General features: G+C 64.7%; 16 protein-coding genes and 1 tRNA gene. 9 read left to right on the top strand and 8 right to left on the bottom strand.

The features are described 5' to 3' along the window. Nucleotides 1-36 precede the first annotated feature (36 nt). The 5 genes from AB0J97_RS01665 to AB0J97_RS01645 form a co-directional block, all read right to left on the bottom strand. Complete coding sequence (locus AB0J97_RS01665) at nucleotides 37-1,647, bottom strand: type I restriction-modification system subunit M (protein ID WP_364083190.1); 1,611 nt, start codon at nucleotides 1,645-1,647, stop codon at nucleotides 37-39. A 324-nt stretch (nucleotides 1,648-1,971) separates the two neighbouring features. Further along, nucleotides 1,972-3,252 carry an IS110 family transposase gene (locus tag AB0J97_RS01660; protein ID WP_364083188.1) on the bottom strand — a complete coding sequence of 427 codons (1,281 nt, stop codon included), beginning with the start codon at nucleotides 3,250-3,252 and terminating at the stop codon, nucleotides 1,972-1,974. A gap of 367 nt (nucleotides 3,253-3,619) precedes the next feature. Beyond that, a complete protein-coding gene (locus tag AB0J97_RS01655; RefSeq protein WP_364083185.1) occupies nucleotides 3,620-4,846 on the bottom strand; it encodes a Shedu immune nuclease family protein in 1,227 nt (408 codons plus the stop codon). A 900-nt stretch (nucleotides 4,847-5,746) separates the two neighbouring features. After that, a complete protein-coding gene (locus tag AB0J97_RS01650) occupies nucleotides 5,747-6,214 on the bottom strand; it encodes an SRPBCC family protein (RefSeq protein ID WP_364083182.1) in 468 nt (155 codons plus the stop codon). Between the two features lie 134 nt (nucleotides 6,215-6,348). After that, entirely contained in the window at nucleotides 6,349-6,576 is a 228-nt protein-coding gene (locus AB0J97_RS01645) for a winged helix-turn-helix domain-containing protein (protein ID WP_363943795.1), read from the bottom strand. 771 nt (nucleotides 6,577-7,347) lie between these two features. Here AB0J97_RS01645 and AB0J97_RS01640 point away from each other — a divergent pair. Beyond that, nucleotides 7,348-8,562, top strand: coding sequence for a helix-turn-helix transcriptional regulator (locus AB0J97_RS01640; protein ID WP_364083179.1), 1,215 nt, complete (start codon nucleotides 7,348-7,350; stop codon nucleotides 8,560-8,562). A gap of 191 nt (nucleotides 8,563-8,753) precedes the next feature. Here the strand turns inward: AB0J97_RS01640 and AB0J97_RS01635 are convergent, their stop codons facing one another. Beyond that, complete coding sequence (locus AB0J97_RS01635; RefSeq protein ID WP_364083176.1) at nucleotides 8,754-9,134, bottom strand: winged helix-turn-helix domain-containing protein; 381 nt, start codon at nucleotides 9,132-9,134, stop codon at nucleotides 8,754-8,756. 144 nt (nucleotides 9,135-9,278) lie between these two features. Between AB0J97_RS01635 and AB0J97_RS01630 the strand changes: the two genes are divergently transcribed. The 8 genes from AB0J97_RS01630 (at nucleotide 9,279) to AB0J97_RS01595 (ending at nucleotide 15,280) form a co-directional block, all read left to right on the top strand. Next, the gene (locus tag AB0J97_RS01630) at nucleotides 9,279-9,611 is read left to right on the top strand and encodes a hypothetical protein (RefSeq protein WP_189653360.1); all 333 of its coding nucleotides are present in this window, start codon (nucleotides 9,279-9,281) and stop codon (nucleotides 9,609-9,611) included. Beyond that, complete coding sequence (locus tag AB0J97_RS01625; RefSeq protein WP_364083173.1) at nucleotides 9,604-10,974, top strand: FtsK/SpoIIIE domain-containing protein; 1,371 nt, start codon at nucleotides 9,604-9,606, stop codon at nucleotides 10,972-10,974. Before AB0J97_RS01630 ends, AB0J97_RS01625 begins: the two co-directional genes overlap by 8 nt. 6 nt (nucleotides 10,975-10,980) lie before the next feature. Next, the gene (locus tag AB0J97_RS01620) at nucleotides 10,981-11,676 is read left to right on the top strand and encodes a DUF2637 domain-containing protein (protein ID WP_364083170.1); all 696 of its coding nucleotides are present in this window, start codon (nucleotides 10,981-10,983) and stop codon (nucleotides 11,674-11,676) included. A gap of 10 nt (nucleotides 11,677-11,686) precedes the next feature. Beyond that, nucleotides 11,687-12,028 carry a hypothetical protein gene (locus tag AB0J97_RS01615; RefSeq protein WP_364083167.1) on the top strand — a complete coding sequence of 114 codons (342 nt, stop codon included), beginning with the start codon at nucleotides 11,687-11,689 and terminating at the stop codon, nucleotides 12,026-12,028. 166 nt (nucleotides 12,029-12,194) lie between these two features. After that, entirely contained in the window at nucleotides 12,195-12,353 is a 159-nt protein-coding gene (locus tag AB0J97_RS01610; protein WP_364083164.1) for a hypothetical protein, read from the top strand. 122 nt (nucleotides 12,354-12,475) lie between these two features. Then, nucleotides 12,476-13,810, top strand: a complete 1,335-nt coding sequence (locus AB0J97_RS01605) for a replication initiator (RefSeq protein WP_364083161.1) — start codon at nucleotides 12,476-12,478, stop codon at nucleotides 13,808-13,810. Then, entirely contained in the window at nucleotides 13,800-13,982 is a 183-nt protein-coding gene (locus AB0J97_RS01600; RefSeq protein WP_364083158.1) for a helix-turn-helix domain-containing protein, read from the top strand. Before AB0J97_RS01605 ends, AB0J97_RS01600 begins: the two co-directional genes overlap by 11 nt. After that, on the top strand, nucleotides 13,982-15,280 hold the full coding sequence (locus AB0J97_RS01595; protein ID WP_364083155.1) for a site-specific integrase: 1,299 nt from the start codon (nucleotides 13,982-13,984) through the stop codon (nucleotides 15,278-15,280). Before AB0J97_RS01600 ends, AB0J97_RS01595 begins: the two co-directional genes overlap by 1 nt. A gap of 84 nt (nucleotides 15,281-15,364) precedes the next feature. Here the strand turns inward: AB0J97_RS01595 and AB0J97_RS01590 are convergent. After that, a tRNA-Arg gene (locus AB0J97_RS01590) sits at nucleotides 15,365-15,437 on the bottom strand. Between the two features lie 58 nt (nucleotides 15,438-15,495). Continuing rightward, nucleotides 15,496-16,041 (bottom strand): hypothetical protein, encoded by a 546-nt coding sequence (locus AB0J97_RS01585; protein WP_357692939.1) that lies wholly within the window; start codon nucleotides 16,039-16,041, stop codon nucleotides 15,496-15,498. Nucleotides 16,042-16,172 lie beyond the last annotated feature (131 nt).

Below are 16,172 nucleotides of genomic sequence, written 5' to 3'. Positions count from 1 at the left end.
TGTGCCTCCTCATTAGCAGGGGCTTTAGATAACAATTCAGACAGTCGCATCGTCGGATTCCAGGTCGCCGACAATGGCGTCGATTTGGGTGCGCAGCTCAGCTTGGCGGGCAACTATCCGCGCAATTTCAGCGTTCAACGCCTTGATATCGACCGTTTCGCGGGTGTCCTCGGCCGCGACGTACGAACTGACCGCGAGGTTGTACTTATTGTCGCGGATAATCTCGTAGTCGACCACAGCTGCGAAGTGGTCGATGGCCTCCCGACGCGTGAACGCCTCCAAGATCTTGGCTTGGTGGCTGGCAGCGAGCTTGTTCTTATTGCCCTGACGCATGAACTCGGCCGAGGCGTCGATGAAGAGCACCTGATTGTCGATCTTCGACTTCTTTAGCACGATGATGCAGGTCGCGATCGTCACCCCAAAGAAGAGGTCCGGTGGGAGCTGGATGACGGTGTCGACGTAGTTGTTGTCGATCAGGTACTTGCGAATCTTCTGTTCTGCACCGCCGCGGTAGAGCACGCCGGGGAACTCGACGATCGCGGCCGTGCCGTTGACCGCCAGCCACGACAGCATGTGCATCGTGAACGCCAGGTCAGCCTTCGATTTCGGCGCCAGCACACCGGCGGGCGCGTACCGCTCGTCGTTGATCAGCAGCGGGTTCGAGTCACCTTCCCAGCGTGTGGAATACGGCGGGTTGGAAACGATCGCCTCGAACGGCTCATCGTCCCAGTGGTATGGGTCAATCAGCGTGTCGCCGTGGGCGATGTCGAACTTCTCGTACGGGACGTCGTGCAGGAACATGTTAATCCGGCACAGGTTGAAGGTGGTCAGGTTAATCTCCTGACCGAAGTAACCCTGCCGGACCCCATTGGGCAGCACCTTCTTGAACTTCAGCAGCAACGAACCCGAGCCACAGGCGGGATCGTAGACCTTGTTCACCTCGGTCTTGCCGACAACGGTGATCCTAGCGAGCAGCTCGGAGACCTCCTGCGGTGTGTAGTACTCCCCGCCGGACTTGCCAGCCGAGGACGCGTACATCTGCATCAGGTACTCATAGGCGTCACCGAACAGGTCGATGGTGTTCTCGTTGAACTCGCCGTTGCCGAAGTCCAGCGACCCGATTGCATCGAGGAGCTTGACCAGCTTCTCGTTGCGCTTCGCGACGGTCGGGCCGAGCTTGCCACTGTTGACGTCGAGGTCGGCGAAGAGGCCCTTGATGTCATCTTCGGAGGCGGTACCCACTGCACTGGCCTCAATGTTGGTAAACACCCGCGCTAGAGTCTCGTTGAGGTTTTCGTCCCTGCTAGCCCGCTCGCGCACGTTCGCGAAGAGGTCCTGGGGCAGGATGAAGAAGCCCTTCTCCTTGACTGTCTCCTCACGCCCGAGCTCGGCATCCGCGTTTGACATGTAGCGGTAATCGAAGTCCTCGTTGCCTGCACTGCGTTCGGCCTCGTTGAGGTAGGCCGTCAGGTTCTCGGAGATGAACCGATAGAACAGCATCCCCAGCACATACGCTTTGAAGTCCCAGCCGTCCACGCTTCCACGCAGATCGTTGGCGATCTTCCAGATCACCCGGTGCAGCTCGGCTCGCTCCTGCTCCTTCTTACGGTCCTCAGCATTGATAGTCCAGGCTGGCACGCTCGTCACAAGATGAAGTCTTACCAGAGCGCGCCATCTCGCGACACCAATGGCAGAGGATCCTCAAGATCACGCAACGCGAGTGCTCGTCGCTACAGACCCTGCTGACATCGCGGAAGCAGCCGACCCCGGTAGCGTGGAAGCTCTCCGCCGCTCTGCGCATGATGCGTACTGGATCTTGCGTCGGTGAACCATACGCCTCTAGCTGGGAACCCCGTTATCCGGTGGCAAGCGGACCCGGAGCGCAGGGCCTCCAGGCCCGAGACATCCGATCGGCGGCGATGTCAAGCGTGCTCGGTCCGTGGTGGCCGGCGACGCTACGGCGGGCTGTGATCAACGAGATTGGGCGTCGTCGGCTGCCGCGGTTCGCGGGGGTCTGGGGGCGGTGGAGCCCCCAGGGGCTGCGGTGGGGAAGGCGAGGCGTTCGCTGTAGGGCTGGCGTGTGGTCAGGCAATGAAACAGGCAGCCGAGGAAGCGGTTGTAGAGGTTGCGCAGTGCCGCTGAATGTCGATCGCCGTGGTCTTTGCGGCGGTCGTAGTGGACACGGGCGCCTGGCGAGGCGGTCAGGCTGGCGAAAGCCCAGATGTAGCCGACAGCTGCCAAGCGGCGATTCTTGACCCGGCGGTGGACGACGGCCCGGCTGCGTCCGCTGGCGCGGGTGATCGGGGCGGCTCCGGCGTAGGCCTTGAGGGCACGGGCGTCGGCGAAGCGAGTATGGTCATCGCCGATCTCGGCGAACAGCCGGGCGGCCGTCAGCTCGCCCAGGCCGGGGAAGCTGGTGACGATGTCGTGGTCGGGGTGGTCACGGAAGGCTGTGACGGTGGCCTGGTGCAGGTCGGCTGCGGCTTGGCAGGCGGCATCGAGAACGGCCAGTAACGCCAGCGCTTGCCGGCCCATTGCCTCTTCGATCGGGGTTGGTTGGCGCAGATGGGCGCCTTGGAAGCCGACGTGCAGGCGTTCGGCCCAGGTCTGTAGATGATAGATGCGGCCGCAGTCCTTGAGCGCGGCTCGCAGTTCGGCGATGGTGCGTTGGCGCGCTGTGGCGAGGGTGGGGGCGATCTTGAGCACTGCGCGGGCTTCGCGGCAGGTGATACCGCCTTCCTGGCCCGCGAACAGCGTCAAGAAGGCCGGGTGGTACTCGCGTAGCAACGAGCGCAGCTCGTTACCGATGCGGTGGACGCGCCAGACGGCGTCCTGGTGTCCGCGCGCGAGCACCGCGATGGCCTGGGCCTGGTGGCTGTCGGCGGGCAGTGGCCGGTGCAGTGCCATGTCGGTGCGCAAGATGTTGGCCAGGACGACGGCGTCTTGCCGGTCGGACTTCTTGCGGGACACCGAGTGCCGGTCGCGGTAGCGTGCGGCGCTGAGCGGATTGATGGCATAGACCCGCCGGCCGGTTGCGCGAAGCTGGGAGACCAGCAGGCCATGCGGGGTCTCGATGGCCACTGGGATCGGTATCTCGGCGGTGTCGCCGGCCTCGGCCAAGATGGTCAGCAGTTCCTCGTAGCCCTGAGGCGATTCGGCGATGCGTTGCTGGGCGATCATCGTGCCTGTCTCGTTGACCAGGGCGATGTCGTGGTGCTTCTCGGCCCAGTCGATGCCGCAGTAGACCTTCATGACGTTCCCTCCGTCTGCTGATGCAGCGTGCAGAGGTCCTCGCCGAGATCATGCGGCGTGCTAATGACAAGACTTGGTTGTCTACCATCCGATGAGCCGTCTGCTGACCTCGGCACCCGCGCAGTCCCGGCCTTGCTGAGAGCTGACAGCCCACGACATGAAGAGGGATACCCCTGCGCGAGCGGCCCTCGATTCCGCTCTATCAGAGGCGGTCACGCCCTGCGAGCCGGTTGGCCAAAGGCGCCGGTCTCGGGCGGAAAGATCTCAAAGATCCTGCACCGGAAGTAGGCATCCCACGCGGCCCGGCCGGTGGGGCGTGACCTGCCCCACCATCATTAGCACCGGAAGCGGCGCGGCAGCATGCCGTTCAGGGATGAGCTGTCGAGACAATCCAGTCGGCTTTCGATAGAAGCTCGTCATAGGTGACAACTTCAGGCTCGCTGAGGTTCCGTCGGAAAAGCTCAAATGAGCGGATGCGGTCAGAGTGGTCCCCCCCTGACCGACCAATCAGCTGATCTAGCCTGCCGACAATAAGAAACGATCTTGGCCTGATGAGGTATGTGTAGTCGCCGAGCTCACTCCCATCGAGATCTAGGTTGCTGAGCCGCTCGCGGATATCTTGGACACAGCGGTGAACTGTTCCTTGAACTTGTGCAATTCCGCCTACCAGGTCACGAGAGGGACTCCAGCACCCTGAGCGATACGGCTTCTCCAGTAGAGGCGTCCTGTGCGTCTTAAACTCCGCAAAGACCATCGACTTTACTCGGCCAGCGGTATGCAGTAATGCGTCCGTGCGTTTGCCTGCACCCGATACAGATTGACCTACAACAACCTGTTCGAGCTTCTCGTGATTCCAGGAGGTAAGCAGCTGTCCCGCAAGAGAGGCTCCCAGAATCCATGTGTTCTTTTCAAAGAACTCTTGCCATACGGACTCAGGGCCCCTTCCGGAGGAGTTCTCACACATTGAATCGAAGTAACTGTCCTCAAAGAGGAGGCGACGAAAATGCTCAACTTGCTCACGACGGTGCGCGATGGCTATGACGTCGCGTGCAGATGCATCATCCGAAATTAGCTCACGGAATCTGTCGGGGTGTCGCTGGTAAAGCTTCAGTAGTTGACTTGGGCTGCCAAGAATATCTCGGAGGAGAGGCTCGTCATCGCCAGCATCTTCAGAGGTTCCCTCGGTTTGAATCTTGGCATCAAGGTAGAGTTGCCTAGCTACCGTCGCAGGAACAGCAGCAGGGCCATTAGTCACAGGAAAGGCGCGAAGGAATGGCACACGGGTCGAGATTAGCCGGTGTCTCGATTTGGCGATTCTATACGCCTCTTCCTCTGACGCTAGCTCACAATAGTGCGCAACGGGCGAGCGCTGGTCCACGACGAACTCGCCGAGATATGAATATATGTCCTTGGCGGTGGGAATTTTCAAGAAAATGCGGAGCGCTTTTCCTCGCCGAATGTGCTGAATTATTGCATCGTTATCATTGACGCTATTGGATCTCCCGTATTCCGGAACTCCGGCGAAAAGTAGAGCTCCGTCGCTCGTCCAATCTTCTGGCGGGATAGGCGTAGACGATTGGACCCCAAGGAACACAAAGATATTGTGAGAGCGCCCGCTGGGCGATATCCGACTGTGTGGCGATCCCCCGTATCTATCGTTCAAATGATAACGATTTACTTGATCGCCGGGCCTTACCTCCCAGGAAGACCGCCATCCCGGATTGGTCTCCTGTGACATGCTTTCTGGAATGCAACTCCACGCGTCATCACTTATCGGTATCGGAATATTTGGATAGCCGACCTTTAGTTGCTTTGGCCAGCTGGCGAAGTTTCGTAGATAAGACAACGGAATTGGCTCGGAAGGAGTTGCGTTAAGATAGTTGATTCGATAGGAGAGCGACTTGTTGCGGGAGTCGGCGGAGATTGCGACTGAATTGATTTCTCCACGTGCAACAATTCCTCCGCCGCGACCGGGGCGGAAGATTGCTACCCGGTCTCCATTGGCCAGGAGTGGCACCTCTTCGTCGTGTGAAATATATGGCGCCCATAGGTTCCAGTTATCACGAACGGCGCTGACGTGGGAGTATCGCGTACTATCCGTGCCTATAATCCAACTAGCCATGCATGTACACCCCCTGAATAGGCGGTACTTGGCTTCGTATGTGACGGTGTCGCTTGAGTGGCGGGCAGCCCATAGTGATCTTCGGTTTGGATGGCCGACGCAAGAGTAGCTGAGCCTACTGACACTTTTGCGGCTCGTGCCGGCGGCTTGACGCGTGGGCGGTGCTGGTCGCGACCGGCCGCAGAGCCGCAGCGCGGCCAGCGGCCGCCCGACGCGCGCGGGACGCCGTAGGCGGCACGCGCCTTGAAACCGTAGGGAAAGTTCTCATCCGGTTGTGAAGCACTCCGGCTGACCTGCTGTTTTGTCGAGTTCTCCCGCGCTGGCGATGCGTTCAGGCTGGGAGTGCCCCCCTTGGCTGCAAGCCGACCTGAGTCAGCCGGCCTCTTCGACGTGCGACGCCAGGTTGGCCAGCGAAGAGGCTATCCCGGCCTCGTGTACGGCTTGGTCGATGCCGGGTGGTACGTCCGTGGCGGTGACGGTTACCTCGGTTCCTTCGCTGACGGCAGTCAGGTGCCAGGTCATCGTCATGGTGCCCGCGTACGACGGGTCATCGGCCTCGAACACTGCCCGCTGCACCACGCGCTCCGATGGAACCAGGTCGACGAACGCGACATCGACGACGTCCGTCGCGTCTGATGTCTTGCCGGGGCTGTCGGTGGGGTCGAGGTACGTGAGGATCATCCGGAACCCGCCACCAGGGCGGGGGTCCCACCGCTCGATCCGCCCGCGAATGCCGTCCGGCGGCAGCCAAGCTTCGAGCGACTCCCGGTCGAGGAGGGCGCCGTAGACAGTCGCCGGTGGTGCCGCGATCAGCCGGCTGGCGCGGTCAGTCCTGGCCATAGCCAGAGTCTAGGACCGAAGCTCCCCAGGCCCATCCTCGCCTAACGACAGCCCGGACCAGCGCCTTTGAAGGTGCCGTGGATAGCCCCCATCAGGTGTCGCCTCAGATGCTGCTGTTGAGGGGGCAGGCATGGCTACTGTGGGGACACGATGGAGCCCTTGCCGGGCTTTGTGGTGATCAGCTCTCGTTCCCTGAGGGCTTCCATCGCCTTGCGGATGGTCACTCGTGCGACGTCGAACTCCTCCTGCAGCTTCACCTCGGAGATGAGGGTGAGGGGCGGGTAGGTGCCGTCGCCGATGCGCTCGGCCACGACGTTGGCTATCTGCTCCCACTTGTAGAGCCGCGGGTCCCATTCGATCACGGGACGACTCTAGGTATCCCTGCACCTAACGGCATAGAACAGGCATTGCTAGGAATGCTATAGACAGGTTAAGACAGGCTGGGATAGGTTGCGGACATGGCGTTGGTGAGCAGCCGTTCGGAGTCCCTCCGGGTGGGGCTCCGTTCGGGCGCTTCGGTCTGCCGCTCCACGAGGATGCGCTGTGCGACTGGAGACAGTTCCTCGCTCACCAACGCCTGTTCATCGGTCGGGACATCCGCGAGCACTGCCGGCACCGAGCTGGCGATCGCGCGTTACGAAGGACGGTGAGCCCGGTGGCAGACTTCGGAGACTTCCACGGTACGCACCCTGCCCCGCCTCGCCCTCATGCGGTGTCGGTGAGGTGGCTCCCGGTCGAGCGGTCTCCGGATCAGGCCCGGGTCGTGCACTACACCTGCGAATGCCTGCCGCTGGTCTTCGAGCAATGCATGGCCGGCGGCCAGGGCTTCGTCCGGCGACACGACCGGTCTGTCTTTCCCTGGGGTCTGGCAGAGAGCCCGCGCATGCGGGTCGTCGATGCCATGACGCTGTGGCGACAGCTCATGTGCGGGGAAGCGAGGTGACGACACACAGATCCGGCAAGTCATGCACACGTAGCGTCACTTTCTGAAGCCGATCAGTGACGAACGTTTCCGCAGGTCGAAGGCCGACCTGCGGTTTCGCATGCCCTCCGACTGGCAGATTTTCTGCCAGTGACGCAGGTCACCCGTCTTATCGTCGAAGCAGGCGACGACGAGAAGGAGGGGCGGCGACGTGGCAACAGAGTACGTGACGCAGGGCCAGCGGATCGCGCGGGCTCGTCACCGCAAGGGCTGGGATCAGGCAACCCTCGCCGAGAAGGTCGGCCGATCTGTCTCCTGGCTGTCCAAGGTGGAGAACGGGCGGATGCCGCTGGACCGGATGAGCGTCGTCGGGCAGCTCGCCGAGGCGCTCGGGGTGGAGGTCGGCGAGCTGACCGGCCAGCCGTACCGGCACGAGACGACGGAGCTCGACTCCGGGCACGCGGCCGTGCCGGGGCTTCGGCTCGCGCTTCAGCAGGCGTCGTTGCCCAGCGGGATCGGGCTGCCGGCGCGCGGGGAGCCGCGGACGTTGCAGGAGCTGGAGGCGAACGTCCGCCTGGCGGAGCAACTTCGTCAGGACGCCAAGTTCACCGCCCTCGGTGAGGTGCTGCCCAGGATCCTCACCGACCTGATCACGATCATCAACGGCTCCCCGGCCGATCGCGACCGGGCCGAGGCGTTGATGCTGCGGGCCTGCCACATGGCGCGGGTGTCGTCGAACCTGCTGGGTCACCATGATCTCGGCTGGACGGCGGTACAGCGCGAACTCGTGGCCGCGCAGCACGTGGGCTCACCTGATCTGATCGCGGCGGCGAGTTGGGACCTGTGCGGGGTGTGGCTGCACGAAGCGCAGCTCGACCCGGCCAAGGACGCGGCCCTGTCGGCGTTGGACCAGATCGAGCCGTACGTGAGCGGAGACGACACGATCAAGGCGATGTGGGGTGCCCTGCATCTGCGGGCCGCCGTGGCGTATTCCAGGCTGTGGGACCAGAGAGAGGCGGAGAGCCACCTGGACGAGGCCCGCCGCGTCGCCGAGGTCCTGCCGCGGGACGGCAACGCGTTCCAGACCCAGTTCAACCGGGTCAACACCACCATTCACGCCGTCGAGGTCAGCATGGAGCTGGGCCGGCCTCGTGAGGTCATCTCGCGGGCCGAACACGTCGAGATCGCCGAGATCGCCTCGTCCGAACGCCAGGCCCACTACTGGACCTGCACCGCGGCGGGCTACCACATGAACAGAAAGGACAACGAAGCCGCAGACGCTCTGCTCCGTGCCGACCGGATCGCGCCCCAGCACGTCCGGAACCGTCCGTTGGTCCGCAACATCGTGCGCGACCTGCGAGACAGCGGCAAGCTGCATCGTCAGCGCGAGATTCTCAACCTCGCCAAGGTGATGCGGCTGCTCTGAGTACGACAAGCGGAGGGCTATCCGCGCAATGGCTCCCCACCCAGCAGGTAACCCGGGGGCGCTTCGGCGTCCTGCCTACACGATGGGGTGATACATGGGTCTTAGCGAGACTGAACGACAGATCCTGCTTCGCGAGCTGGCGGAGATCGCGGTCGACCTGACCGAACTCCAACGGCGTGCGACCAGGGTCTCTACCCGGCTTGATCAGGGCGAGTCCGAGCGTCCAGCTCGTCCAGCCTGACCGTCAGCTTGTTCATGTGCTGACGGATCTCGCGCAACTGCTCGGAGATGATGCGGAACTCTTCGCTGTGCTCGCCCGGGGCGGGCACGGCCTCGACGTCGTCAGGGGTGCGGGTGACGAAGCTGCCCGCCCCCTGGCGGGTCTCGATGAGTCCTTCGTCGCGGAGTACGGCCAGGGCGTTGCCGATGGTCATCATGGCCACGCCGTACTTCTCGGACAGCTCACGCGCTACGGGGAGCTGATCTCCCACTGCATACCGGCCTGAGGCGATGTCGCGCCGGATGTCCTCGGCAATCCGCAGGTACGGCCGGCGCCGGTCAGTGGTTGCCATGACTCAACTCTAGCGGTTCTAGATGCCTAGGTCTCTGGGCAACCTGTAAGGAATCTCGAAGCGATTCAGCTATCTCGGTTTACAGAGCTAGATACCTAGGTATCTTTGTAACTAGCACAGTCACTCTGAAGGAGACCAGCTCTCATGCGCACCATCCCGATCCCCGTCGACACCTCCAAGCTCGTCATCACCTGCGTGAAGGCACCGAAGCCGCGCCTGGTCAACAAGGACACCGGCGAGATCAAGACCGACAAGAACGGCAACACCGTCTACGAGATCACCGTCTCGGTGGAAGACGAGTTCGGCCGGATCGAACTCGTCAAGATCGGCACTTCGGGGGAACCCCCGATCGCCGCCGGTCAGCAGGTCAACCCGTCCGGCATGGTCGGCTACGTCTGGGAGATCGCTGGCCGGTGGGGCATCTCCTACCGCGCCGCCGCTCTCCTACCGGCAGACACGGAGCCGCTCCGTGTCTGACACCACGCTCCTCGTGCTCGGAGTCCTGGCCGCTGCGGCGGCCGGGCTCTGGGCCTGGCGCCGCTGGCACTACCCGTCGTTCTGGCTCGTGGCCGCCTTCCCGCTGGTCGCGGTGAGCGTACGGGCAAGCTGGCGCAAGGTCGCCCTCGGCTGCAACCTCACCAAGAAGCGGCAGCGCTTCTGGTTCACCACCGTCCCCGGCCTGGTCGCCTCGACCGGCGTCGTCCGCGTCCGGCGCAAGTGGCAGCGCATCGCCGTGGACACCAAGCCGTTCATGTGGCTGCCCAAGCCCACCCGCTACGGCTGGCGCGTCACCCTGCACACCCTGGAAGGACAGGTCCCTGCCGACTACGCCGACGTCGCCGAACGGCTCGCCCACTCGTGGGGCGTGCATGCGATCCGCGTCTCGTCCCCTCGTCCTGGACGAGTCGTCCTGTCCGCCACCGTCCGCGATCCACTCGTCCGGGTCGAGACCCTGCCCTCCTCTCCCGAACTGCTCAAGGTCACCGTGGGACGTCTGGAGACCGGTGGCCCCTGGACCATCGACTTCAGGACCGTCCCGCACTGGCTCAACGCCGGAGCGACTCAGTCCGGCAAGTCCAACCTGGCCAACGCCCTGGTTCAAGGGCTGGCTCCGCAACCGGTCGCCCTGGTCGGCTTCGACCTCAAGGGCGGCGTGGAGTTCACCCCGTACAGCCCTCGCCTGTCGGCGCTGGGCACCACACGATCTGAATGCGTCGCCCTGCTGGACGACCTCGTTGGGCTGATGACCGGTCGCATGGCCCAGTGCCGGGAGGCCGGCGCTCGCAACATCTGGCAACTCCCGGACGATCAGCGGCCCGTACCCGTCGTCGTCCTGGTCGACGAACTGGCCGAGCTGTACCTGATGGCCGACAAGTCGGAGAAGGACGAGATCGCCAAGACCTCGACGGCCCTGCTTCGGGTCGCGCAGCTCGGGCGGGCGTTCGGCATCTACCTGTTCTGCTGCGGCCAGCGCATCGGCTCCGACCTCGGGCCTGGCGTCACCGCTCTCCGCGCCCAGTGCTCCGGGCGGATATGCCACCGGGTCAATGATCCCGAGACCGCCACCATGACGCTCGGCGACCTCGACCCCGCCGCCCTCGCCTCAGCTCGTGCCATCCCCGCCGAGACACCAGGCGTCGCCATCGTCGCCTCCCAGGACGGCCAGTGGTACCGCGCCCGCTCCTACTACGTCAGCGAACAAGCCGCCGAACTCGCCGCCTCGACCTACGCCGACCGCTCACCCGCCTGGGCCGACGTCGTCGCCGGCCACGCCGCCCAGGTGACCGACACCGATCTCGCCGAGTTCCTCAACTCCATCCCTGACCCAAGAGAGGCCTGAACTCCGATGCGACGCCTCGCCCACTGGCTGCTCGACACCGGCCCCGTCCTCGTCCTGGCCCTCATCGCCGGAGCCGGGTCCTTCACCCACATCCGCGACACCGCCAGCGACCACGGACAGTCCGGCTGGATGGCCTGGGCGATCGCCGTCTGCATCGACCTCACCTGCGTCATGGCCGCCCGCGAGCGGCAACGCGACAAGAAGACCGCCCGCGTACGACGCGGCCTGATCTCCTGGCCCGTCCTCGTCCTGACCGGAGGCATCGTCCTGTCCCTGGCCGCCAACCTGCAACAAGCCGACCCGACCGCCTGGGGCTGGATCACCGCCGCCACCCCGGCAGCCGCCTTCCTCGTCGCCATCTCCATGCTCGAACGCCGGACGTCCGGCCCGCGTCCCGACTCGTCCCCAGACGTCTTCGGAACGTCCCCGGAAGACGTCCCCGCGTCCCCTCCACGTCCCGACGCACCCGTAGCCGTCCCGTCCGCAGACCGTCCCGCCCTCGTCCACGCCCAGGACCGTCAAGACGAACGCCCCGGACCGTCCCCGGCACTGGTCAACTACGCCCGCCGCGTCGCCGACGAACACCACACCCGACACGGCAAACCCATCACCCGCGACGTCCTTCGCGCCCACCTCGGCGTGTCTGAGCAACTCGCCTCCGACCTGCTCCACACCTTGCACACCGTCCCAGAAACCACCTGAAAGGCGCACCATGCACAACGACCGAGACGCCCTCATCGCCGGACTCATCTCCATGGCCGGTTTCCTCAAGGCCCACCCTCAGATCCCGACCTCGATAGCACCCGTCACCCTCCGAGCCTTCCCCGACAACGGCTCCGACGACGACATGCGCGCCGAGGTCGACAAGGTCGCCGCCCTGCTCGGCACGGAGATCGACCACCACCACCTGCCCCACGACCACTACATGACCGGCATCGGCTTCGGACCGGTCCGCTACGAGTTCATCGCCATCCTCGCCGCCGCCCGCGCCCGTCACGCCGCCGATGACAGCTACCGCGGCTGCATCCAGATCGACACCACCCAGGAGGCCTGACCATGCGCATCCGCCTCGAAGGCAACCGCGCCGAACTCACCCTCGGCGTGATCCAGCTTCGCCAGATCTTCACCGTCACCAGCATGTCGCGGGCCTTCCCCGACCGGAGCTGACCGCGGAACTACCGCCTCTACGTCACCATCACCCCGCGCAAGGACCACCGCCCATGACGACCGAAGAACCCTGGACCGATTGGCCCGACATCCTCGCCGCCGTCCCGCTCGCCAACGGCCGCTGCTGCACCTGCAACGGAAGGGGCCTCGACGGCGACAGCGACACCTGCCGCGACTGCGACGGCAGCGGCATCGACAACCACGGCGCATAGCCGAGATCCCCTCACCTGGCCACACAACCGCCAAGTTCCGCGCCAGGTGAGGGGCCATCCCACTCCAGAACGCATCCGGACAGGACGGATCCATCTTGCACCACTCACACGCGGTAGCCGGGATGATCGACCGGCTCCACCAACCCGACTACGACCGCTGGGCGCACCAGATCAAGCGCACCGGCGGCTGCCGACAGCCCATACACCTGCGCGGCAAGGTCGAACACTTCGACCAGGCCACCGGCCAACTGCTCCACCGCTACACCACCAACCGCGAACCGAACGGCGTCCTGCGCGTCCCGTGCAAGACCCGCCGCGCCTCCCGCTGCCCGGCCTGCGCCGAGGTCTACCGCGCCGACACCTACCAGCTCGTCCGCGCCGGCCTCGTCGGCGGCAAGGGCGTACCCGAGACGGTCAGCTCGCACCCGTGCCTGTTCGTCACCCTCACCGCGCCCTCCTTCGGAGCGGTCCATGTGCGGCGGGAGAAGAACGGCAAGGTCCAGCCCTGCCACGCCCGCCGCAACGCCCAGACTTGCCCACACGGCCGCGTCATGTCCTGCACCGACCGACACGGCACCGACGACCCGCGCCTTGGCGAACCGCTCTGCCCCGACTGCTACGACTACGACGGCTCAGTCCTGTTCAACGCCATCAGCCCCGAGCTCTGGCGCCGCTTCACCCTCGCCCTGCGCCGCCGCTTCGCCCGTCTCAACGGCCTGACCGTCAAGGCGTTGCGCGAACAGGCGACCATCGCCTTCGCCAAGGTCGCCGAATACCAGCGGCGCGGCGTCGTCCACTTCCACGCCGTCATCCGCCTCGACGGACCCGACGGCCCCAACTCACCACCGCCCGCCTGGGCCACCGCCGACGCCCTGGCCGAAGCAGTCCAACACGCGGCTGCCGTCGTGACCGCCGAGGTCAAGCCTCTGGGCCGGACGTTCCAGTGGGGCACGCAACTCGACGTCCGCCGCATCACCATGAACGGCGACCTCACCGAACAGGCCGTCGCCGCCTACATCGCCAAGTACGCCACCAAGGCCGCCGAATGCGTCGGCACCCTGGACCGGCGCATCCAACCCCTCGACAACCTTGACGTCCTCCCCATCCGCGACCACGCCCGCCGCCTGATCGCCGCCTGTATGCGACTGGGCAGCGACGAGGACCTGGCCGACCTACGGCTCATCCACTGGGCCCACATGCTCGGCTTCCGCGGCCACTTCTCCACCAAGAGCCGCCACTACTCCACCACCCTCGGCGAACTTCGCGCCGCCCGCGAAGAACACATGCGCACAGAAGAGATCAGCCTCGGTCGGCTGCCGCTCTTCGACGAGGACACCGTCCTCGTCGTCGCTCACTGGGAGTACGCCGGACAAGGCCTCTCCCTCGGAGATCAACTCCTCGCCGCCGCCATCACCGGTCACCGCGTGCCGAACCAAGGGGGACCACATGACGCCTGAACTGCTCACGGTTCCGCAAGCCATGGCCACTTTGCAGGTCAGCCGGTGGACCCTGTACAACCTCATCCGCTCCGGCGAATTGGGCTCGGTCATCGTCGGCGTCCGCTGCCGCCGCATTCCTCAAGCCGCTCTGAACGACTACGTCACCCGACTCTGCGAGGAGGCAGTCTGATGCCCGCCAAGACCGTGCTCGCCTCCCCGGAGGAGCCCAAGCGTCCGCGTACGAGCCGCCGTACCCGGGCCAACAACGAAGGCTCGATCTTCCCGTACAAGAACGGTTGGGCGGGTTACGTCTGGGTCACCACGCCGGAAGGCAAGAAGACCCGCAAGTGGGCCTACGGCAAGACCCGCGAGGAGACCCATGAGAAGTGGCTGAAGCTCCACGAACAAGCGCGAAGGGGACCGGTTGCCACCAAGCACGAAACGGTGGCCGCCTTCCTCAAACGCTGGCTCGCCGAAGTCATCGAGCCCAACAGGGAGCCGACGACATATGTGGCGTACGAACCGCTCGTCCGGCTGTACATCGTCCCGGGCCTGGGCAAGAAGCGCCTCGACAAGCTCACTGTTCGGGATGTCCAAGCCTGGCTCAACACCTTGCCCACGCTCTGTACCTGCTGCGACCAGCGGAAGGATCACAAGCGACCGGAGCGCAAGCAGCGGTGCTGCTCGATCGGCAAGTGCTGCAAGGGCTACCTCTCCCGCAGCAGCATCGCGGGCATCCGGAGGGTCCTGCGCTCGGCGCTCGGTCACGCCCTGCGGGAAGAACTGGTCACGAGAAACGTCGCCTCGCTGACCACGCTCCCGAGCGCCAGCAAGACCAAGAAGAAGCGCCAGAACACGGTCTGGACTGTCGATGAGGCCCGCAGATTCCTGGAACACCTACGGGAGGTCGAAGACCCTCTCTACGCGGCGTACGTGCTCATCCTCGTCCTGGGCCTTCGTAGGGGAGAGGTCCTTGGTCTCACGTGGGACAGTGTGGACCTCGTCGGCGAACAGCTCTGGATCTCCCACCAGCTCACCAGGGTCGGTGGCCGGCTCCTCCATCGGCACACCACCAAGACAGAGGACTCGACCGCTTCGCTGCCACTCTTTGGCCTGTGCGTTTCCGCACTCAGGCACCGGCAGCGCGTCCAGGAGGAGGCGCAGAAAGTGGCCGGGGACGCATGGAAGACCTCGGATCTGACGTTCACGACCCGTACCGGCACGCCAATCGAGCCGCGCAACTTCAACCGGGCCTTCGAGAACCACTGCCGCCGAGCGGGCGTCCCGCGCATCCGTGTGCACGACACCCGGCACACCTGCGCCTCGCTCCTCGCCGCCCTCGACGTCCACCCGCGTGTGGCGATGCGCATCCTGCGGCACTCGCAGATCTCGATGACCATGGACGTCTACACACAGATCCCGAGCCCGGAGACCCGCAAGGCGCTCGACCGGCTGAACGAGCGTCTGACCGCCGAATCAGACGGTTAAGCTCGGCGGCGTTGCTGTACAACGCTGCTGTACGGCCATGAAAAAGGCCCTCCGGGATAATCCCGAAGGGCCTTTGACCTGCTGTGCGGCCGGAGGTACTCGAAACCCCAACCTTCTGATCCGTAGTCAGATGCTCTATCCATTGAGCTACGGCCGCTCGCTGCGTAAGCAAGCATAGCGGGTTCTGGGCGGTGCATCGAACCGAATACCCGCGATCACTGGCGAGCCGACGGTTCCTTCTTCGGCCAGAGCGTGTAGCTCACCGGCCAGAGCAGGGCGATGAGGGGGATCTTGAGCAGGTTGAGCATGAAGTCCATCAGGGCTTTCGTGCGGGAGGGGTCGTTCACCAGCCAGATGAGGCCGAACAGGATGAGGCAGAAGATTCCGTACGCCAGGACCAGTTTCAGCCAGAACCCCCACTCGTAGCGGGTGCGGGCCATGCCGCCCGCCGGCGGCTTCCAGGGCGGGGGGCCGCCGGCGAAGCGGTGGTGGAAGCGGGCGTCGGCCCAGCGCATGGTCCGGTGGCCGAAGACGATCGAGTAGGCGAGGTAGGCCGCCGCCAGGCCGTGGCGCAGGTCCGCCGTGGCGCCGCCGCGCATGTCGATGACCGCCGCGGCCAGGAGGACCACGTCGAGGAGCGGGACGCAGAGGAGGAGGGCCGTGCTGAGCCGGCGGCGCTTCCAGAGGTAGCGGCTGGCCAGGCCGAGACCCAGGAGGAGCCAGAAGCCGATTTCGCAGCCGATGAGGATGGCGACAATCACATGTTCCAGCTTGGGGGGATTCGCGGCCCGGCACATCGTCGGTGAAAACGAGCCTGTGGATACATCGAAGGGTGTATCCACAGGCGGACCCTCGGAGGACGGCGGCGGCCGCCGGGAGTGGTGTGATGAGG

Origin of the sequence: Nonomuraea sp. NPDC049607 (genome assembly GCF_040675375.1) — a bacterium.
Lineage (GTDB): Bacteria > Actinomycetota > Actinomycetes > Streptosporangiales > Streptosporangiaceae > Nonomuraea.
The sequence above is the reverse complement of the archived record's forward strand: the minus strand, read 5'-3'. Positions and strand labels throughout refer to the sequence as shown.